Here is a 22,473-nt window from a genome sequence, read left to right on the forward strand (position 1 = left end):
AAACGAAAAGTGCGGTTGACCGACCATGGAAACGAAAGTTTCTAGGATTCACGCTTAGTTGGGACAAAGCCTATCCCAAGGTGAAAATTTCGAAACCATCTCTGCAACGAGTGAAAGCAAAAATAAAAGAGATCACATCGAGAAAAAGCCCGATTCCAATGGAAATGCGGATCAAGAAACTGAATCAGTATCTAACCGGATGGTGTGGTTACTATGCACTGGTGGACTCGCTGGGCATCTTCAAGGAACTGGATGAATGGATACGAAGAAGGCTGCGTATGTGTGTCTGGAAACAGTGGAAGCTACCTCGTACGAAAGTGAGAAGGCTAGCAGCACTTGGTGTCTCCAAGGCGAAGGCATGTGAATGGGGTAATACAAGGAAGAAATATTGGAGAATCGCATGTAGTCCAATTCTTCACACCACGTTAAATAACCAGTATTGGTCGAATAACGGCTTGAAGAGTTTAACGGACAGATACAAATCATTGCGGAATATGACATGAACCGCCGTATACCGAACGGTACGTACGGTGGTGTGAGAGGTCGGGGGCTAGCCGCCCCCTCCTACTCGATTATTCCAGGACAGCTGGCGTCAGTTGGCTGCCGCCCTCCTGTACTTTGCGATGAAAGCTGATCACATCAGGATCATATATAATCGGCTTTAATATTTCATTAAGCTCCTCAATAGAAATGTCAGCTCTCACTTGCCTGGTCTCTTCATTGCGCATAGCTTGGCTAATCCTGGTCAACTCACCCTTCAATAGCTGTAGATAACGGATCTCTGTTTCATCCAGACGGTTGTCCTCGTTAAATGGAGGGATCGATATTTTCGCTGTAGGACCGGTTGCTTGAATGCCATAAATAATCCTGTTCAGCATTTGGAGGAAAGGTTATTCTCCCCGCTTTCGAGCGTCCTGTCTACCTCCAGCAGAGTGGCAAAAACATTTTCATGGAAAGTAGAAGTAAAGATTTGGCGCTGTCTATCGTTCTCTGCTCGTTCCTGATAGAACAACCAGCAATATACGAGCAGAATCAAGAATACAATCCCAATAAGATACCTCATGCTTCTGGACCATCGGGGCCATGTCATCTTCATTCGCCTCCTGTTGGCAGCTTTGCAATGGCTTCGCCGCGCGAGGTTGCAAACTGAACAGTATCAACGCGCGTGCCCTCGGGCAGTTCTACGTTTATAAATTGATAGGGATAGGATATGACAGCTAGTGAGCTTGCATCGGGCGCGGGTTCCGTTTCATGGAATACGACCCGCAGCTCATTGTCCTGCAATGTAACCTCTGAGACTGCGATGGTGTACCCGTTGCTTCCCTTCTTCCCAGAGAAAAGTCCCATAATCCAGCCGGCGGATCCGTTCCGCTGTCCCTTCATTCCTGTAAGCTCGTGCTTTTTCGCAAAAGCGAGGAACTGCTCGTTAGTGAATATGGAGAACATTCGTCCTTCTGGCTCGAAATGTTGTAGATATCCCGACAGCTGAAGCACTTCGAATGGCATATGACGAGTATTTATATCAGGTGGAGAGAGCATAATCAACGATTGCTTGAATGCATTCAGCTCCTTCTCAGTGACATGATGACCTATTAATTCGAAGCTGTATCCATTGGCAGACCAAAGGAAAACCAGCTTATTGCCGTTCGACTGCCACTGCATCTCTGCAGGATTGGGAATGCTGCCCGCTTGTGGCGTTTGAAGGAATAGGAGTTCTTTCTTACCGCTAGTATATACGGCACATATCGTTTTATTTCTAGCTTCTCTTCTGTCCAGCTTGAAGCCCTTGGGAAGCTGACTGGGGACATAAATGCTGGCTGGATGTGCATTTTGCAGCTGTTCGAGGTCGGAGTACAGGGTCCATTTCCCTCCATCTGGAAGCCCGGAAACGTGCATAGATGGCAGAGATGTCTCCAATGACGGTGCTGCCGCACTAAGCTTGCGGTTGAATTGCTCATTCATCCCCTCCGTGTAGCCGAAGAATACGAAAGTAGTTGCGCCTAAAGCTAGAGCAACCAAAAACCCCCACTGCCGCTTCATAAGCATTGCCCCTTCCAAGTCCAAGGATATTACGAATATTTCCAATATAGTTAACGTAATTGAAATTAATAATGTTGCAGGACAGAGGGAGAGGGTCTGTGCTCGCAGCTTCCACAGTGTGGCGATGCGTTGCATGACGGCGGCCAACCCGTTATTATGTAAATATTGGAACATAATAGAATGAAAGGGATGGAAGGCGGATGAAGAATAATTCGTTATCAGCAATAATAGCTAGTAGTATTCTTGGCATATGTTTTATCATTGGCTGCTTGATACTTGTTAGTGATCGGCAAGAGGAGACGGAGATCCCGCCATTAAATCCATTGCTGAGTCTGCAGGAAGCAGCAGATTATTTGGGCTTAAATGAGGAACAGGTGAAGAACATCATTAGCGTTGAATTGGCAAGCGGATCATTTAGCGAGGTGAAATTTCCATACATCAGGCTGAACAACAACATTTATATCAGCAGGGATGGGCTTGCGAATTGGATCCATGAGGCAGTAACAAACAAGCTGGAATTGGGACGTTAACGATGTCGGACACAAGGAGCGGATTACAATAAACAGGATCATTGCTGGAGGTTTTATACTACTGAGTGGAATCATTCTTTATGTGGGAGTCCATTTGTCAGCTTCTTTGAATTTATCGAATGTGGCAATAAACCCGGATGACCCTGCTAGGAGATTCACCACATCTATGAGTGAGACAGGCGGTGAGGCAGCTAACATGATCGCCATTATTTTATGTAGTATAGGTTTGCTGATGCTGCTGTGGGAATGTTATCTGAAGGATATCGCGAAACGCAACATCGAGACGGTGCGGCAGAGAGATATGGAGTAACACGCACGCTTTCCTATATATGCCGGAGTAAGGTTATTGACACGATCCACGAGGATTCTCTACATCGGCTGCTTCTCGCAGTTGCCATACTCGAAACTAGGTCTTCCATCAGTGGTTAATGGCCTTTACGAACTCGCAGGGTGAAGTGTATCGTTATATGTTACAATGATAGAGCCCTGGTAGAGGGGGATATCAAATTACTGTAAGGGGAGTATTGTCATGTCAGACAGAATAGACCAGCTCAGAGTGCAGATTGATGCCATTAACAGTGAGCTGTTAACCATATTGAATAAACGTGCAGAGGTCGTCCTCGAAATCGGCAAGGCGAAGCAAGAGAAAGGGATGGAAGTGTTCGATCCCGAGCGGGAAGAGCGTATTCTAAGCAGCTTGTGCAGCATGAACAGAGGACTGCTTACAGATGAAATGATCAGAGTCATCTTCAAGCAAATTTTCGATGAATGCTCGAATTTACAGCGGGCGCAAATGAATGAAGCAATGGACTCCGCAGAGATGACAAAGAGTCGATAGCAGTATTCGAGCTATTCAATTTGGCTGATGCGCATGAGGATCATAGGCGGAGCATAAAGTGGCGGAAACCCCGGATTCGGGCTTTCTGGCACTTTTTTTGGTTGCGCCGCTTTATAGGGGCGATTCAAGTGAAAAACTTTATTTCATCACAAATCCAGCGATGGATGTATAATGAGTCTGTTGTTAATACTGTTCGTGGGGAGGCGCTTACATGTATAAGCTGCTGCTTGTTGACGATGAAGCGGATGTAAGGGATGGGCTTCTGCACGAAATCGATTGGGGTCATAATGGCTTCGAGATCGTCGATACGGCGGAGAATGGCAGAGAGGCAATGGAGCTGATTGATCGCCATGCGCCGGATGTTGTGCTGACCGATATAAGTATGCCTTTCATGGATGGACTTGCGCTGTCGGACTGGATTCGCAGCGCTCATCCTGCCACTAGAATTGTGCTGATCTCTGGCTATGAGGAATTTGAATATGCCCAACGAGCGGTCGGGCTCGATGTGGATGAATATGTACTGAAGCCGTTCGAGGCGGGACAAATTGTGCAGGTGCTGCGCAAGGTCAAGGAGCGTATCGATGGTGAAGTAGCGAGACGTGAGGATATGGAGCTGCTGCGGGAGCATTATCGGACAAGCCTCCCCGTCATGCGAGAGACCTTCCTTGCCTCTCTGCTGTCGCGGAAGCTGCCGATCTGGCAGATTGAAGAGAAAGCAGGCAGCTACGGCCTGCAGCTTGCGGGACGTTGTTACATTGTGTCCGCGATTAGTCTGCAGCAGCAAGCGGATAGCGGGAATGCAGCCAGCACAGCTGCCGTGGATGGGGAACAGCGCCCGTCTGAGGGCTCGCTTCGCAGCTCTGGCGATATTGATCTGAAGCTGTTCGCGGTGCTGAATATAGCCGAGGAGCTGTGGGTGAAGCAGGCCATGGGCAAAGCGTTTATCTACCAGAACCATGTCATTCTGCTTGCGATTAGCGAGCGGAATGATATGGAAGCCGTTCTGCAGGAGACGTTGACTGTGCTGCAGGAGACGGTTCATCATATTGAACGGTGGCTCAAGCTGACGGTAACGATCGGCGTTGGCGTGCCGGTAGGCGGACTGACGGAGCTTAAGCATAGCTACAACGATGCGCTGCATGCGCTGGATTACCGAATTGTGCAGGGACAGGGCGGCAACCGGATTATTTTTATCGGTGATGTTGAACGGCGTTTCGTGACCAAGCTTCGCTTCGACGAATTGAAGGAGCAGGCGCTCGTCAGATGCATGAAGGTCGGAACAGAAGATGAGATGCGTGAAGCGGTGAATACGCTGTTCGATGAGATTGAGCAAGCCCATGCCTCCTACAAGGATTACCAAGTATTCATGCTGGAGCTGCTTACTGCGGTTCTAAGAGCGGCGAAGGATGCTGATGCTGATCTGGAGGATATTTTTGGCGGCGGCAATGCGATCTTCGCTGATCTTCAGAAGCTGGACAGCCTTCAGGCGGCGAGGGTATGGTTCGCTTCGCTGTGCATCAAGCTCGTGCAGCATATTGCCAGCAACAGGCAGCACTCCTATAAACAGCTTGTCCAGCAAGCGATTGATTATACGAAGGCCAATTATTCGGATAGCGAAATTTCTGTGAATAAGCTGTGCAGCCATCTTCACATAAGCGCAGGCTATTTCAGCAGTGTATTCAAGAAGGAAGTGAAGCTGACCTTTGTCAGCTATCTGATGAATATTCGGATGGAGGCTGCGCAGCGCCTGCTGAGAACGACCGAGCTCAAAGCCTTTGAGATTGCTGAGCAAGTCGGGTTTGCAGATCCGAACTACTTTAGCTTCTGCTTCAAGAAAGGGATTGGCGTCTCGCCCAAAGAGTACAGAAATCGTTCCAAAGAGGATTGATCGCCATGAGAAAAAGCATTCAGTTCATTATTACGGTCTCCTTCTCGTTGTTCTCTGTTATTGTCATCAGTGTACTCGGTCTGCTTCTCTACGATAAATTCTCGAAAACGGAGGAGCAGAGCGCCATTGTGAGCACACAGCAGATTGTCGAGCAGGTCAGCTACAATCTGGAGGATTATGTGCGCGGCATGACGGAGGTGTTCAAGGTTATCGATGGAACGATCAATAATAGCGAGGCCATCGATCAGGATACATTCTTAAGTGAGCTGGACACGATTATGCGGACGAGGGAGGATATGATCTCGCTCTCTTTGTTCACTGACCAAGGCGAGCTGCTTACGAACCGTCCGATGCAGGAAATTCGCTCTACGATTCAGTTAACGGAGCAGACATGGTTCAAATCTGCTGTTGAAACACCTAATCACCTCAGCTTTTCTCTCCCCCATATTCAGAACATATATCGCGGCTCCTATAGATGGGTCGTTTCCATGAGCAAGGGAATTACAATTACGCACAATGGCGTACAGACAAAAGCTGTGCTGCTGGTGGATGTCAACTTCAAGAAGATTGATGAGCTGTGCCAGCGCGTCAGTCTTGGGAAAAAAGGCTATGTGTACATTATCGATGATTCAGCGGGCAATATTGTCTATCATCCGCAGCAGCAGCTTATATATATTGGGTTGAAATACGAGAATGTAGAGCCTGCGCTCAAATATGCATACGGCAATTATATTGATGATTCAACGGGCGAGGATCGATTGATTACGATCAAGACGGTGAACAATATCGGCTGGAAGGTTGTCGGCGTCTCCTACATGGATGAGGTTATGACCTCCAAGCAGGAAGTCAATGACTACATGCTTCGGGTGCTGCTTATTGTGCTGCTGCTAGTCGTGGTCATCTCGGCTATTATGTCCGCACGCATCTCCCGTCCCATCAAGCAGCTGGAGAAGGCGATGAAGACGGTTGAACGCGGAGATTTCAACACGGGTGTCGAGGTGCGGGGAGCGCTTGAGGTCGAGCGGCTGTCGCAGCGCTACAATCTGATGATGGTCAAGATCAAAGGACTGATGAATCAGATTGTGCTGGAGCAGGAAGCGAAGCGAAAGTATGAGCTAGAGGCGCTGCAGGCGCAAATTAATCCGCATTTCCTATACAACACACTCAATTCTGTTGTGCGGATGGTTGGCATGAGCAAGAACGAAGACATTATAAGAACCATAACGTCCTTGTCGAAGCTGTTCCGCATTAGCTTGAACAAAGGGCAGCCGATTGTCGCGGTGGGCGAGGAGCTGGAGCATGCGAGGCATTATTTGACGATTCAGCAGATTCGCTTCAAGAATAAGTTCAATTTCACAATTGAAGCGGAGGAGGACGTGCTGGCATGTCCTACGATCAAGCTTATTTTGCAGCCTATTATTGAAAATGCGATCATACACGGCATCGAGCAAATGGTGGATGTAGGAGTTATTGAAGTGCGGGCGATGATGGTTGGCAGCCGTATTCGGTTCACGATTCGTGATAATGGGCTTGGCATGTCGCCCGAGAAGCTTGCGGAGATCTCTGCGGGAACGTTCCGCGGCAGCGGCGATAGTGCCAGCTATTCAGGCTCTGGCGTTGGCGTTCATAATGTGCGCGAGCGGATACGGATTTATTTTGGCGAGGAATACGGTCTGGTGTATGAGAGTGAGCTGGAGGAAGGGACGACCGTTACGATTGAAATTCCGCGATTGCCTGTCATCGATGGACGAAGCAGCGGAGCGGCGACGAACCCCTCTGAATTGGGGAAGGGGGAGAGAGAATGAGGTACTCGGGCAAGCTCAGATACGGTTTTGCCGGTGCGGCGGCAGTTGCAGCCCTTGTGCTGCTTGCGCTCGTTCTATTTCCTTCCATGATGGACAGCTTTCGCACGGATGGGCTGGAGGAGGAAGGGAAGAGCACGCCGATCACACTAATGCTGCGGCAGAAGGACAGCGACTACTGGAATACGGTGCGCAAAGGTGCGGAAGCTGCGGCTAAGGAGTTTGGTGTTCAACTGCAGATTATCGCTCCGGATGACGAGGATGATGTAGAAGGACAGCTTGCGATGATTCGCAGCGCGATCAAGCAAGGGACGCATGCGCTGATCGTCGCAGCACTGGATGATATGGCGGTGTCGAGGGCGGTTGGCGACGTCCGAATTCCGGTTATTGCAATTGACACTGAGCTGACATCGAGCCATGTCCGATCATACATCGGGAGCAACCATTACGATGCCGGACAGAAGGCCGGAGAGAAAATGATCGAGCTGCTGCAGGGCAAGGGGCAGGTCGTTATTCTTAGCATTACACAGGATGACCGCAACACAGAGCAGCGTGTGCATGGACTGTTGGATGCGTTCAAGAATGCGCCGGATATCGAAGTGCTGGGCAACCGTTATTGCATGTCGAGTCCGGAATATTGCCAGGAAGTGACGAGTGTGCTGATGGACAAGGGCGAGGTAGATGGCATTGTCGCGCTGAATGCAGGCGCTTCAATCGGAGCATCTCGCGAGGTTGACCGGCGGGGCATGAGCAAAGCGGTCAAGATGGTTGCGTTCGACAGTGCACTCGAACAGTTGGAGCTGCTGCAGGATGGCAAGCTGCATGGCACGATTGTGCAGAATCCGTTCAGCATGGGGTATCTCGGCGTTAAATATGCGGTTGAAGCGATGGACGGCAAAGAGATTCCGGAGCGGGTAGAAATTCCGACGAAGGTGATAGATAACGAGAATATGTTCTGGATGGATAATCAGAAGCTGCTGTTTCCTTTTGTGAAGTGATGAGAATTTTAATAGAAGTGATGAGAATTTTGAATTCGAATGCTACGTATAATGGGACATAATTACTTTAGCGGACATCACGAGAGTGAGTGCCAGCTAATCAAGGAGTGAGGCCAAGCAAGAAACGAAGCGTATGCTTGCGAAGTGAGTTTTTGCTCTTATCCTGCCAGTGGCAGGCTAGGCAAAGCTCGCAAAAACGAAGCGTATGCTTTCGAAGCGAGTTTTTGCTCTTATCCTGCCAATAGCAGGCTAGGCAAGCTCGCAAAAACTTTTAGGAGGGTTTTAATTGAAAAAGTTTACTGCGATTCTTCTTACAGGTATCATGCTAACAGCTGTAGCTGCAGGATGTTCCAGCAAGGACAACGGGGAGAACACCGGAGGATCGGACAGCGACAAGCCAACCATTGGGGTGGCGATTTACAAATTTGACGATACGTTCATGACAGGGGTGCGCAATGCGATTACCGATGCGGCATCAGGCAAGGCCAATGTTGACATTGTAGACAGCCAGAATTCACAGCCGACACAGAATGATAAGGTGGATCTGTTTATTAATAAGAAGGTCAATGCGCTCGCTATTAATGCGGTTGACCGTACAGCAGCAGGAGTCATCATCGACAAGGCCAAGGCGGCGGATATTCCAGTCGTGTTCTTGAACCGTGAACCGCTTGCTGACGATATGAACAAATGGGATAAAGTGTACTATGTTGGCGCCAAAGCCGAGGAATCAGGCACGATATCCGGTCAATTGCTCGTCGATCACTGGAATGCGAACAAGGCGATGGATAAGAACGGCGATGGAATTCTTCAATATGTCATGCTCAAAGGCGAGCCGGGCCACCAGGATGCCGAGCTGCGCACCAAGTTTTCCATAAAAGCAATTGAGGATGCAGGCATCAAAGTAGAGAAGCTAGCGGAAGACACGGCCATGTGGGACCGTGTTAAAGGACAGGAGAAGATGGCCGCATTCCTCGCCTCCAATGGCGATAAGATCGAAGCGGTGCTCGCCAACAACGACGATATGGCGCTCGGAGCTGTTGAAGCTTTGAAGAGTGCAGGCTACTTCAAGGACAATAAATTTATGCCGGTCGTCGGCGTAGATGCTACCGCTCCTGCGCTTCAAGCGCTTGAAGAGGGCACGCTGCTTGGCACGGTGCTGAATGATGCGAAGAACCAAGGTAAAGCAACGCTTGAGCTCGCGAATGTGCTTGCCAAAGGCGAGACGCCAACGAAGGACAATACGGGCTATGACATCGTTGATGGCAAGTATGTATGGATTCAGTATAAGAAAATTACGAAGGACAATATGAGCGAAGCAAAATAACGATCGTATATTCCAAACAAAAAGCAAGGGAGCAGTAGCTTGCATTGCCCCTTGCTTTTTGCTGTATAAACAGGGGGCGAAAAGCGATGGCGGACCATCCATTCATCCTTGAGATGAATCACATTTCCAAGGCATTCCCAGGTGTGCAGGCGCTCGACAACGTCACCTTGAAGGTGCGTCCAGGCACGGTTCACGCTCTGATGGGAGAGAACGGCGCAGGGAAATCGACGCTGATGAAATGCTTGTTTGGCATCTATAAGCCAGATGGCGGAGATATACGGCTTGATGGCGAGACTGTTGCGATAGCCAGCTCCAAGGATGCGCTGGCACATGGTGTTTCGATGATCCATCAGGAGCTGCATCCCGTTCCATTCCGCAATGTGATGGACAATGTGTGGTTAGGGCGATACCCGCTCAAAGGCATAGGGCCAATTAAGTTTGTGGATGAGAAGAAAATGCTTGCGGACACGAAAGCGCTGCTCGCTGAGCTGGATATGACTATAGATCCGCATGTCAAGGTCGGGACGCTCTCTGTCTCGAACGTGCAGTCCATTGAAATCGCCAAGGCGGTATCGTACAGTGCGCGCGTCATCGTTATGGATGAGCCTACATCGTCCCTGACAGGCAATGAAGTGGAGCAGCTGTTCAAAATCATTAATAAGCTGCGCGCGCGGGGCGTGTCGATTATTTATATCTCGCACAAAATGGAAGAGATTTTGCGCATATCCGATGATGTGACGATCATGCGCGATGGCAAGCTGATCGGCACTTGGCCCGCCGAGGAGATGACGACTGATCTTATCATTACACGGATGGTCGGACGTGATCTAACGCAGCGGTTTCCGGAACGAAGCAATGTGCCAGGGGATGTGAGGCTCCGCGTAGAGAAGCTGACTTCACCCCAGCAGCATTCGTTCAAGGACGTTACCTTCGAGCTTCGGAAGGGAGAGATTCTCGGAGTTGGCGGACTTGTGGGCGCACAGCGTACAGAGCTGATCGAAGCGCTGTTCGGGATGAGAACGATTGCAGCCGGAAGCATAGAGATTGACGGCAAGAGGGTCAGCATCAAGTCGCCGGTCGAGGCGAAGAAGCATGGGATAGCGCTGCTGACAGAGGAACGGCGTGTAACTGGCATTTTCCCCGTCTTATCCGTGCTGGAGAATACGTCTATCGCCAGTCTGAGCCAGTATCGCAATGGGTTTGGGCTGCTGAATGAACGGCGCGCGCGTATGGATGCTGAGCATAATGTCGAGCGGTTCCGAGTGAAGACGCCTTCTGTGAAGACGCTGATCGGCAACCTCTCCGGCGGCAATCAGCAGAAGGTGCTGCTGGCAAGGTGGCTTCTGACTGATCCGGACATTCTGATGCTGGATGAGCCGACGCGAGGGATTGATGTAGGCGCCAAATACGAAATTTATACGATCATTGCGGAGCTGGCGAAGCAGGGCAAAAGCATTATTATGATTTCGTCGGAGATGCCTGAGCTGCTCGGAATGTCAGACCGAATTATGGTCATGTGCGAGGGCCGGTTGTCTGGCGTTGTTGACGGCAGGGCTGCGACGGAGGAAGACATCATGCGGTTAGCCGCACAGCGCGAGCGCTGAACGGAGGAGGAGCAGGAATATGAACGCTATGAATACAAGTTCTATTAAAAATTTCTTCACCCAAAATGCCATCTACGTGGTTCTTGTCGTGCTGATCATCGGCATTGCGGTATCAGATCCGAGCTTTCTGGCTGTGACCACGCTGCGTGATATACTGCTGCAGTCATCTACGCGTGCGATTATCGCGCTTGGCGCAGCCTTCATTCTTATTACAGGCGGCGTTGACTTGTCTGCTGGACGGGTCGTCGGCTTGACCGCCGTTATATCGGCTTCGATGCTGCAATTATCAGAATACCCTCAGAGATTTTTTCCCAATCTGCCGGAGCTTCCGCTTATTGTGCCCATCGCGCTGGCGATTCTGGCGGGCTTGATTGTCGGTCTCATAAATGGAGTTATCGTGGCGAAATTAAGTGTTCCGCCGTTCATTGCCACGCTGGGCACGATGGTTATCGTCTACGGCGTGAATTCGATCTACTTCGACACTGAACCGAATCAATCGCAGCCCATCGGCGGCTTGAGGAAGGATTTTACCGAGCTTGGCAGCGGGTACTTCGGATTGGACGGCAAATATTCGATCCCTTATATTGTAGTGATCGCCATTGCAGTAGCAGGGCTGGTCTGGGTCATCTTCAACAAAACCCAGCTGGGCAAGAACATGTACGCAATCGGCGGCAACATTCAGGCGGCGAAGGTGTCCGGCATTCGTGTCGGCCGCAACCTGATCTACATTTACTCGATTGCAGGCGCGCTGTATGGTCTGGCGGGCGTGCTGGAAGCAGCGCGTACTGGCGGGGCAACGAACAATTACGGCAATATGTATGAGCTTGATGCTATTGCGGCCTGTGTCGTCGGGGGCGTATCGACTGCTGGCGGGATCGGAACTGTGCCGGGTGTTATGGCTGGAGTTATGATTTTTGGCGTCATCAACTACGGGCTGACCTATATAGGCGTCAATCCTTACTGGCAGCTGATCATTAAAGGGTTGATTATCGTCGCGGCAGTCGCCTTCGATATTCGCAAATATTTGGCGAAGAAATAAGGCTGTATCCCGCCTCGCAAATCGTGCATGAGGGACAACATAGGGGTCAAATAATGGAGGCGTGCTGCTCTGTTGTTTGACCTTATTGTTATGTCTATTTGTGTGTTATGTTTTCCTATTGAATATGTAGGGATTGCTAAAGTTAATTTTATCTAATTATATTAAAAAACATTAATGTTTATAGGGCTCCGTACCTAATTGACAATGGATTATTGCGATGACATACTAGGTTCATAAACGCAATTCATTATTTATCCAAATGTTTTTCTCCTAAAAAAAGGAAAACGTGCAAATGAAACATTTTCTTATTTTTTTCAGGAGGTGGTAGTCAAAGGATGGGGTGAAGGCCTTTAAAAACAGTTTTGTAAGCGGATACATTTCGTTTGAAAATTGTTGCTTGATCCACATTTCTTTAGCTTCACAGCCAGGCCATTGACTTGCTTAATAAATGCGAAAAGGAGAGATCAGAATGAAGAGAACAACAATGAGAGTATGGAGCATGATTCTGTTTGCAGCGATGATGCTTCAAGCCTTGGGCTTTACGGCAGCAGCGGCACAAGGCAGCACAACGCCACAGCAGACGGGCAATGTGCAAGCCATGGCGGCGCAGGATTATGGACTTCCCGCTAAAACGAAGGACGGCGTCATTTTCCACGCATGGAACTGGTCCTTTGACAACATTACCAATAATATGGCCGCTATTGCGGAAGCGGGGTTTAAATCCGTTCAAACTTCCCCTATTCAAGCGAGTAAGGAAGCTTTAACGGATGGCAGCAAGTGGTGGGTGTTGTATCAGCCTACTAACTTTAAAATCGGCAATACGCAGCTGGGAAGCAGAGAACAGTTTAAGAAAATGAATGAAGAAGCTGAGAAATACGGCATCAGCATCATCGTCGATGTCATCGCAAATCATACAGGCAATGCGGGCGGTGGAGCCCTGGAGGTACAACCTGCACACAACGTTGATCCTGTACTTAAAAACAATCCTAATTTCTGGCACTCGCCAGCAAAGCATGTTGAAAGTTGGGATAGAAGATGGAACGTTACGCAGCAAGGCATCGGACTTCCTGATCTGAATACTTCCAATCAGGAATTGCAGAATATCATCATCGCATTCTTGAATGATGCCATCTCCCTTGGTGCGGACGGCTTCAGATTTGACGCCGCCAAACATATCGAGCTTCCAGATGATCCGGATGGATCGGCATCGAATTTCTGGCCTCGTGTATTAGGCTCTTTGACTAACAAAGAAAATATATATATCTATGGAGAGGTACTTCAAGGCGGAGCAGATCGGTTTAACGATTACGCGACTTATATGAACCTCGCGGCTGACAAATACGGACATAACATCAGAGATGCTGTCGGCTTCAGCAGCAGCAAAAATGTTGATACTGCGAAGTTTTATAGCGCTGGTACTGTTAGTCCATCCAAATTGGTAACGTGGGTAGAATCCCATGATACGTATGCCAATGACAAGAACGAATCAACGAACATGAATGAATGGCAGATCAAGATGGGCTGGTCGATCATCGCAGCCCGTGCCGAAACGACTTCATTGTTCTTCAACAGACCTGCTGGAAGCGGCAAGTTCGGCAGCCCTCTCGGTCAACCAGGCAACAACCTGTGGAAAGATGCTGATATTGCAGCTGTTAACAAATTCCACAATGCAATGGTTGGTCAAGGCGAGTTCTTGCGCACGCAAGGCAACCAAATTATGCTCGTTGAGCGTGGAACGAAAGGGGTAACGATCGTCAACCTTGGCGGCGATGCCCAGATCAATTCCGAAACAAAGCTTCCGAACGGCACTTATACGAATAAAGCTACTGGCGGCGGAACGTTCACTGTTTCCAATGGCAGAATTACAGGCAACATCGGTGGCGGCAAAATCGCTGTTCTATATGAAGCTGCAGCACCTGTTCCTGTCATTTCTATCGATAAGCAAGAGGGCGGATTCTACACAGACAAGCTGGATGTGAAGCTGACATACACAGGTTCTGACACTGCATCGTACACGGTGAACAATGGAACACCTGCGACGTTCAGCTCAGGTACGACTGTAAGCTTCGGAGCTGGCGCAGCATTCGGCGCGACTTTCGTACTGAAAGTGACATCGAGCAATGCGGCTGGACAAGCTGTCAAGACGTATACATTTACGAAAGAAGACCCAAATGCAGCGCTTAAAGTTCATTTCTATAAGCCTGCTGGTTGGGGAACGCCTAACATCTATTACTATGATGAGTCTGTAACGCCGACCAAAATCGGTGCGACATGGCCAGGACCCGCAATGAAGGATGATGGGAACGGCTGGTACTCCTATCAAATTCCGGCTTGGACAAAGGCGCAAGTGATCTTTAATTCCGGAAGCAATCAAATACCGGGAGCAAGCCAACCGGGCTATCAAGTAACGGGAGAGAAATGGATCAAAGACAATGTGGTTCACGCCACGAATCCGGATGGTCCAGCTCCAACGGACCAAGCTCCAACAGCTCCAACGAATGTACAAGGAACAGCAGCAGGCACGACTTCTATTAACCTGACGTGGACGCCTTCCACAGATGACAAGGGAGTAGTGAAATACGAGGTTTACCGTGACGGCGTACTGATCGGTGAAACGACGACGAATTCCTACACCGACAACACGGTCGTTGCGAACAAGACTTACTCGTACACGATCAAAGCAGTCGATACAATTGGACAGAAATCAGCGTTCAGCGCTGCAGTTGCGGTTACAACCGGCAATGGCGGCACGCAGGATCAGCTTCCTACTGTGCCGACGAATGTGCAAGGAACCGCTGTCGGTACGACAACTGTCAACCTGACATGGAGTCCTTCCACAGATGACAAAGGTGTTGCAAGCTACGAGATTTATCGTAACGGCACGCTGAAAGGCAGCTCCACAAGCACGTCCTACTCGGACACAACGGTAGCGAATGACAATACGTATTCCTACACGGTGAGAGCAGTCGATACAATCGGACAGAAATCAGCAGCCAGCGCTCCTGCAACCGTCAAGATCGGCAACGGCGGACAGCAGCAGGCAGCAGGCAGCCCATTCAGCTGGGATAATGCAAACGTATACTTCGTGATGACCGACCGTTTCGTAAACGGCAATACGAGCAATGACGGCGCTTACGGCAGGCCGAAAACCGATGCTTGGGGTTCTAATGTCGGAACATTCCATGGCGGCGATATTAAAGGATTAACGCAGAAGCTCCAGGAAGGCTATTTCACCGACCTTGGAACGAATGCGATCTGGATCACAGCTCCATGGGAGCAAATGCACGGCTGGGTAGGCGGTAAAGACGGAGACTTCGCTCACTACGGCTACCATGGCTACTATGCGCTCGATTTCACAGCCATGGACAAGAGCATGGGAACCATTGATGAAATGCGCGAGTTCGTTGATCTCGCACATACGAAAGGCATCCGCGTTGTTCTAGACGTTGTTATGAACCACGTGGCATACCCGACGCTCGTTGACATGGCGGAATACAACTATGGCGACCGCGGCGGACTTGCCGGCAACTGGACGCCGAACAAGGGCAGCGGCCAGAACTGGCACTCGCACAACGACATTATGAACACGAACAATGCAAGCGCATGGGCTTCCTGGTGGGGCAACAGCTGGATTCGTGCAAATAACATTGCCGGTTACGATCTATGCGGCAACAATGATCTAACGCTATGTGTAGGCTTCTTGCCTGATATCAAGACTGAATCTACAAGTGGCACTACTTTGCCGCCAATTCTGAAAACAAAATTCGGCAAAGAAACAAGCGGCTACGATAACTGGATCGTTCCTGCTGCGAAGCAATACCGCAAAGACCTGAACGTTGCGCCTAAGGACTACATGACCAAATGGCTGTCCTCATGGGTGGAAGAGTTCGGAATCGACGGTTTCCGTATCGATACTGCGAAGCACGTATCCGCAGACAAATGGAAAGAGCTCAAAACAGCTTCAAGCAGCGCACTGACCAAATGGAGACAAAACAATCCAACGAAACCGGGAGCAGATTGGAATGACGGCTTCTGGATGACAGGCGAAGTATGGGGCCAAGGCCTCGGCAGAGACAGCAATTATTTCAATAATGGCTTCGACTCCCTGATCAACTTCTCGTTCCAGGGCGCGAATATGAGTGATCTGGAAGGCTTGTTCTCGCGGTATGCGAGCGAATTCAACAACGAGCTTCCGAACTACAATATGCTCAGCTATCTCTCGTCGCATGACAAAGGACTTTACAACCGCGGCAACTTGATGCAAGCAGGCACGGCTCTGCTGCTGCTTCCTGGCGGCATACAAACCTACTATGGCGATGAGTCCGGAAGACCGTTCGGCGCTACTGGTTCCGACCCTGACCAAGGTACGCGTTCAGACATGAACTGGGGCAGCACGAACCAGAATCTGCTGCAGCACTGGCAGAAGATTGGACAGTTCAGAAATAATCACATCGCGATTGGCGCTGGTAAACATGCCAAAATCGCGGACGCTCCTTATACGTTCTCCCGTACGTATGAGCAAGGCGATATTCTGGATAAGGTTGTTGTAGCAGTGGGCGCTTCGGGCTCTGTCGATGTGAACGTGGGCGGCATTTTCCCAGACGGTACGACAGTGCGCGATGCGTACACGAAGAATGAAGTCGTCGTAAGCGGCGGCAAAGCGAAATTTACGGCTGGCGCGAATGGCGTTATTCTGATCGAGAATGTTGGCGCGAACAAGAAATTCCCGGTTCTGACGGCATCCCCGGCAGGTGGCAAGTTCAAGACAGAAACAACGACAGTGACCCTGTCGGTGAAAAATGCCGATAGCGGCAAATACACGCTGGACGGCAGCGATCCGGTGAACGGCATTGCATTTACAAACGGAACAACGATCACGATTGGCGCAGGCATGGCTATCGATGAGACGAAAACATTGAGAATGCATGCGGTCAATGAGAACGGCGAAGGCACAGGCTCGTTCACCTTCACGAAGGGTGATCCGAACGCCAAGCTTGACATTTACTTCAAGAAGCCAGCAGGCTGGGGAACACCAGCGGTGTACTTCTATGAAACAGCGCCTAAGCAAACGAATGAGCCTACATGGGCAACAGCTCCTGCTATGACAGACGCTGGCGACGGCTGGTTCGTTTACAGCTTCGACACCGCTGAGAAAGCGACTATTATCTTCAAAGACAACACAGGCAAGCAGCTCCCTGGCCAAAGCCAGCCGGGCTTTACAAGAACAGCAACGAGCTGGTATGACGGAACGACTTGGCATGAAACAGATCCGCGTCCAAGCACGAAGCCGGCAGCGCCAACGAATTTGGCTTCATCGGCTAAGACAGACAAAACAGTAACGCTGACGTGGACGGCATCCACTAGCGCAGGTATTGCGGGATACGATGTGTACCGCAACAATGCGAAAGTTGGAACGACAACGGCAACGACGTATACCGACATGGGTCTGACGGCAGCAACGGCGTATTCGTACAAAGTAATTGCCAAAAACCAAGCGGGCACAGAGTCCGATCCGAGCAATGCAGTGAGTGTAACGACGAACCCGGCTGTTACGACGAAGCCGACGACACCGACGAATCTGGCTTCATCCGCGAAGACAGACAAGACCGTATCCTTGACGTGGAGCGCATCCACAGATGCTTCCGGCATTGCAGGATACGATGTCTATCGCAATGGCAGCAAGGTAGGCACAGCTACGACAACATCCTACACGGATACAGGTCTGACAGGCGCAACGGCGTACACGTACAAAGTCATTGCACGCAGCCAAGTGGGCGGCGCATCTGATCCAAGCAATGAGATCAGCGTAACGACTGAACCAGGCAGCAACAATGGCAATACGGTAACGGTTTACTACAAAAAAGGCTATGCAACGCCATATATCCACTATCGTCCAGAGGGCGGCACGTGGACGGCTGTACCAGGCGTGAAGATGGATGAGTCCGAAATTCCAGGCTATGCCAAGTACACGATCAACCTTGGAGCAAGCTCAGCTACTCGCGTTGAAGCTGTATTCAACAACGGCAGCGGACAATGGGACAACAACGGTCAGAAGAACTACTTCTTCAATAAAGGCGACAATACGTTTAACGCTGGCAAGATAACGCCGGGCAAACCGGATGCTCCGCTGCCAGGCAACAAAGTAACGATCTACTACAAAGAGGGATGGACGAATGTCAACATTCACTATCGCGCAGAGGGCGGCACGTGGACGGCTGTTCCAGGCGTGAAGATGGAGAACGATCCGCTCAACCCTGGCTACAAGAAAATAACGGTCGATATCGGCACGGCTACCCGTCTGGAAGCTTGCTTCAACAACGGCAGTAACGTATGGGATAGCAACGGTCAGAAGAACTACTTCTTTAACGCTGGCGACAACACGTACATTGCTGGAACTAATGGGGCTGCAGGTCAAGTGAAGCTCGGGGAGAAACCGACAGGAGTCGATACAATCGCTCCTTCGACCCCAGCTAATCTGGCTGGCAACCTCAGCACAGGCACTCCCAAGACAGTTACACTGTCTTGGAGTGCTTCAACAGACAACATTGCTGTAACGGGTTATGAAGTTACACGCAGGGCAGGCACAAGCACGGAGACCTTTACGGTGAATGCAACGACCTACATCGATAGCACAGTAGCGGCTGGTACGACGTACAAATACCAAGTTCGTGCTAAAGATGCAGTGAATAACTTCTCCGGCTACAGCAATGAAGTTACCATTGCAGTACCAAGCGATGTAGATACGATCAAGCCATCCGCGCCAACGAACGTAACCGGCACAGCGACAACGACTTCCGTTGCCCTGTCCTGGACCGCTTCGTCGGATAACGTAGGTGTAACGGGCTACGACATCTACAAAGGTACGGAGTTGGTTGGAAGCGCAGCTGGAACTAGCTACACGGCAGCTGGCTTGACGCCAAACACAGCATACAGCTTCACAGTAAAAGCTAAGGATGCAGCGGGCAATGTGTCCGATGCGAGCGCAGCATTCAGCGTAACGACACAGAATGTTGCAAGCAGCAACCTGCTCGTTAACCCGGGTTTTGAAACCAACACGGGAACGACAGGAGTAGCGGACAGCTGGGCTAAATCCGTAACAGCAGGCATCACGTCCACCTTCGAACTGGTGGCTGCGCCAGTTGCTTCTGGAAGCAAAGCACAGAAGCTGACGGGCTCCAGCATGACAAACGGAAGCACGGTCAAGTTCTCTCAGTACGTTCCGGTTGAAGGCAACAAGCCGTATACTGCAAGCGGCCAGTTCAATGCCGTCAGCCTGACCAATGCACGCGCTCAACTGTATGTAGACTTCTACAATGCAAGCAACGCGATTGTTGGTTATGCGAAGTTCGATCAGAAAGTAGTAACGGACGGTTACATTACGCTGAGCTTGAACGGCGAAACGCCGGCAGGAACGACAAGAGCCAGAGTGTACGCAATCATTCGCAGCATTGGCGATAACGCTGCAGGCGTCCTGCTCGTCGATGATATGAAATTCTCGATTCAAGGCGAAGAAGATACACAAGCACCAAGCAACCCTGCAGCGCTGGCTTCAACAGGCAAGACCGATACAACGGTAAGCCTGTCGTGGACCGCTTCCACCGATAATGTAGGTGTAGCTGGCTACGAGATCTACCGTGGTGGCGTTAAAGTCGGCACGTCCGCAACAACGAGCTTCACAGATACAGGACTTACAGCAGCAACCTCCTACACGTACACCGTTAAAGCAAACGACGCTGCTGGCAACCTTTCAGGTGCCAGCAACGAAGTAACGGTGGTCACGAATAATGGTGTCGACACGCAAGCGCCAAGCGTGCCTGCAGGTCTTGCATCCACAGGCAAAACCGAAACGACGGTAAGCCTGTCCTGGACAGCTTCCACGGACAATGTGGGCGTAACAGGCTATGACATCCTGCGCAATGGTGTGAAAGTCGGCACGTCTGCAACGACGAGCTACACAGACACTGGCTTGACGGAAGAAACAACGTACAACTACAGCGTGAAAGCCTTCGATGCTGCTAACAATTTCTCAGCAGCAAGCGCGGCTGTTGCCGTTGCAACGTTGAAAGGAACGATCATTATCCCGGGTGGCAACAAGCCATACTCCACCAACCCATCGTTCGGCAAGCGCGTATCGACGCCAATTACAATCGATGGCGTGAACGGAGGTCAATGGACCGACGACATGCTGATCGCCATCGATATGGCTGGCGACGATCCGCGTACACTGGGCAGCAACTGGTCGCTGCACGAAACGCCATTGGATCTGACCCACCTGTGGGCAGCATGGGACAATGAATATCTGTACCTGGCTTGGCAGTATGTAGATGTGACAGACATCATCGATCCAGCGAATGCTGGTTCCTCGGGCGGTACACCAATCCGTTCCATGGATATGCCGCAAACGATCGCGATCGATACGATTGCTGGCGCAGGCGCAACGCTTGACATGTGGAAGAAGAACGGTCTTCAGCCGATCTGGGGCGGTGTGAATCTGCCAGATTACCAGTTCAACATCGCATCGAACATGTTCCATTCCGGCTACATCTCCAAAGCAGTCAACGGCGTATTCCCGGTTGACGATGCTGGAGTGAACTACAAAACAGGCGCAGCTGCAGGCATTACGGTGAAGTTTGCCAAAGGTGCAGGCTACAACACACTCTGGGGAGTGAAGGATGTAGACCATGTAGCGGATGCCAGCAAGCTTGTGGACTTCAAGGCACTGGGCCACGATGTGAATCGTGACACGTTCTACGAGGCGAAGATTCCACTGAGCGCAATCGGCAATCCGAACATTGAAGGTTCAGGAATCGGCGTGAAGCTTCACCAAGGCGAGTTCTCGCCGGTAGATACGATTCCGAATGATCCTGCTACAACCGATACACCAGGCGTAAGCGAGTCCAACTCACCTAAAGAGTGGGGCGATGTTGACTTGTTGACAACGGCTTTCGCTCGCATCGGCAAATAAGCACCAAGCATCATAAGCCTTAATGAAAACAAAGAATCCTTCTGAACCACTGCTACAGTGGGCAGGAGGATTCTTTGTTTGTGATACCGTACTTATCTCACCGCTCGGTTCAAACCCGTATTCTGCTTGAATGTTTCAGATCGCCTCATGGCTATGGAATTTGTATTCCCATTAAAGCAGAGGGAGTTCAAGGAAGATTTATTAAAAAAGATTAATGTTTTAAATGATAGTAGTCTAATTGACAATGAAATATTGCGATGACATAATATGTTTACAAATGCTACTGTTATTTGTGCAAACGTTTTACTCCCATAATAAGGTAAATTGCGAGTGGGACAATATTGCAGTGTAGTTTCAGGGGGGTGGTATTCAGTCACCGGAGAAAAGTCATTACAAACAATTGTGTAAGCGGATACATTTCGCTTGGAAATTGTCTGCTTGACTCACAATTTCTGGCGTATTAGCCGGAATAATGACTTGCATTATTAATGTAAAAGGAGAGATCGGAATGAAAAGAAGAACGACACGCGTATTGAGTATCATTCTGTTTGCAGCTATGATGCTTCAAGCCTTAGGCTTAACGGCAGCGGCAGCGACACAAGGCAGCACAGCGCCACAGCAGACAAGTGGGGCCCAGGATTATGGACTCCCGGCAAAAACGAAGGACGGGGTCATTTTCCACGCGTGGAACTGGTCATTCGACAACATTACGAACAATCTTCCGGCTATTGCGGAAGCAGGCTTTAAATCCATCCAAACTTCGCCTATTCAAGCGAGTAAGGAAGCTTTAACGGATGGCAGCAAGTGGTGGGTGCTCTATCAGCCTACTAATTTCCAAATCGGCAATACGCAGCTAGGAAGCAGAGAACAGTTCAAGAGACTCTGTGAAGAAGCTGAGAAATACGGCATCAGCATCATCGTCGATGTCATCGCAAATCATACGGGCAATGCGGGCGGTGGAGCCCTAGAGGTACAACCTGCACACAACGTTGATCCTGTACTTAAAAACAATCCTAATTTCTGGCACTCGCCAGCAAAGCATGTTGAAAGCTGGGATAGAAGATGGAACGTTACGCAGCAGGGCATCGGACTTCCTGATCTGAATACTTCCAATCAGGAATTGCAGAATATCATCATCGCATTCTTGAATGATGCCATCTCCCTCGGTGCGGACGGCTTCAGATTTGACGCCGCCAAGCATATCGAGCTTCCGGATGATCCAGATAATGCCGGATCGAATTTCTGGCCTCGCGTACTTGGATCTTTGACTAACAAAGAAAATCTGTATATCTACGGAGAGGTTCTTCAAGGCGGTGCGGATCGATTTAACGATTACGCGACTTATATGAACCTCGCGGCTGACAAATACGGACATAACATCAGAGATGCTGTCGGCTTCAGCAGCAGCAAAAATGTTGATACTGCGAAGTTTTATAGCGCTGGTA

At 50.0% G+C, this 22,473-nt stretch carries 15 protein-coding genes; 12 read left to right on the forward strand and 3 right to left on the reverse strand.

The features are described from left to right. A partial coding sequence (locus L6H65_RS25875) for a group II intron maturase-specific domain-containing protein (RefSeq protein ID WP_290370481.1) occupies positions 1-503 on the forward strand: 503 nt, incomplete at its 5' end. A 69-nt stretch (positions 504-572) separates the two neighbouring features. Here L6H65_RS25875 and L6H65_RS25880 read toward each other — a convergent pair. The 3 genes from L6H65_RS25880 to L6H65_RS25890 are packed head-to-tail and all read right to left on the reverse strand — an operon-like array spanning position 573 to position 2,040. Next, complete coding sequence (locus L6H65_RS25880) at positions 573-878, reverse strand: hypothetical protein (protein WP_236347476.1); 306 nt, start codon at positions 876-878, stop codon at positions 573-575. Further along, complete coding sequence (locus L6H65_RS25885) at positions 872-1,090, reverse strand: hypothetical protein (protein WP_236347480.1); 219 nt, start codon at positions 1,088-1,090, stop codon at positions 872-874. The genes L6H65_RS25880 and L6H65_RS25885 overlap by 7 nt, the downstream gene beginning before the upstream one ends. Before the next feature lie 2 nt (positions 1,091-1,092). Continuing rightward, positions 1,093-2,040, reverse strand: coding sequence for a protease complex subunit PrcB family protein (locus L6H65_RS25890; RefSeq protein ID WP_236347483.1), 948 nt, complete (start codon positions 2,038-2,040; stop codon positions 1,093-1,095). 200 nt (positions 2,041-2,240) lie between these two features. Between L6H65_RS25890 and L6H65_RS25895 the strand changes: the two genes are divergently transcribed. From L6H65_RS25895 to L6H65_RS25945, 11 genes are all read left to right on the forward strand, one after another. Continuing rightward, positions 2,241-2,570 (forward strand): helix-turn-helix domain-containing protein, encoded by a 330-nt coding sequence (locus tag L6H65_RS25895; RefSeq protein WP_236347486.1) that lies wholly within the window; start codon positions 2,241-2,243, stop codon positions 2,568-2,570. 166 nt (positions 2,571-2,736) lie between these two features. After that, complete coding sequence (locus L6H65_RS25900) at positions 2,737-2,880, forward strand: hypothetical protein (RefSeq protein ID WP_236347489.1); 144 nt, start codon at positions 2,737-2,739, stop codon at positions 2,878-2,880. 219 nt (positions 2,881-3,099) lie between these two features. Continuing rightward, complete coding sequence (locus L6H65_RS25905) at positions 3,100-3,408, forward strand: chorismate mutase (protein ID WP_236347494.1); 309 nt, start codon at positions 3,100-3,102, stop codon at positions 3,406-3,408. A gap of 211 nt (positions 3,409-3,619) precedes the next feature. Continuing rightward, entirely contained in the window at positions 3,620-5,296 is a 1,677-nt protein-coding gene (locus L6H65_RS25910) for a response regulator (RefSeq protein WP_236347497.1), read from the forward strand. Positions 5,297-5,301: 5 nt separating this feature from the next. Beyond that, on the forward strand, positions 5,302-7,101 hold the full coding sequence (locus L6H65_RS25915; protein WP_236347502.1) for a cache domain-containing sensor histidine kinase: 1,800 nt from the start codon (positions 5,302-5,304) through the stop codon (positions 7,099-7,101). Next, positions 7,098-8,096: a substrate-binding domain-containing protein gene (locus L6H65_RS25920; protein WP_236347505.1), complete on the forward strand. Its 999-nt coding sequence runs from the start codon at positions 7,098-7,100 to the stop codon at positions 8,094-8,096. Before L6H65_RS25915 ends, L6H65_RS25920 begins: the two co-directional genes overlap by 4 nt. Positions 8,097-8,418: 322 nt before the next feature. Further along, entirely contained in the window at positions 8,419-9,420 is a 1,002-nt protein-coding gene (locus L6H65_RS25925; protein WP_371877769.1) for a galactose ABC transporter substrate-binding protein, read from the forward strand. 86 nt (positions 9,421-9,506) lie between these two features. Then, positions 9,507-11,024: a sugar ABC transporter ATP-binding protein gene (locus L6H65_RS25930; protein WP_236347510.1), complete on the forward strand. Its 1,518-nt coding sequence runs from the start codon at positions 9,507-9,509 to the stop codon at positions 11,022-11,024. Positions 11,025-11,043: 19 nt separating this feature from the next. Continuing rightward, positions 11,044-12,063, forward strand: a complete 1,020-nt coding sequence (mglC, locus tag L6H65_RS25935; RefSeq protein WP_371877768.1) for a galactose/methyl galactoside ABC transporter permease MglC — start codon at positions 11,044-11,046, stop codon at positions 12,061-12,063. A gap of 469 nt (positions 12,064-12,532) precedes the next feature. After that, entirely contained in the window at positions 12,533-21,028 is an 8,496-nt protein-coding gene (locus L6H65_RS25940) for a fibronectin type III domain-containing protein (RefSeq protein ID WP_236347513.1), read from the forward strand. Between the two features lie 508 nt (positions 21,029-21,536). Continuing rightward, positions 21,537-22,473, forward strand: a 937-nt coding sequence (locus tag L6H65_RS25945; protein ID WP_253074663.1) for an alpha-amylase family glycosyl hydrolase, incomplete at its 3' end; no start/stop codon positions are given.

The sequence above is a fragment of the Paenibacillus plantiphilus genome, from assembly GCF_927798095.1.
GTDB classification, from domain to species: Bacteria; Bacillota; Bacilli; order Paenibacillales; family Paenibacillaceae; genus Paenibacillus_Z; species Paenibacillus_Z plantiphilus.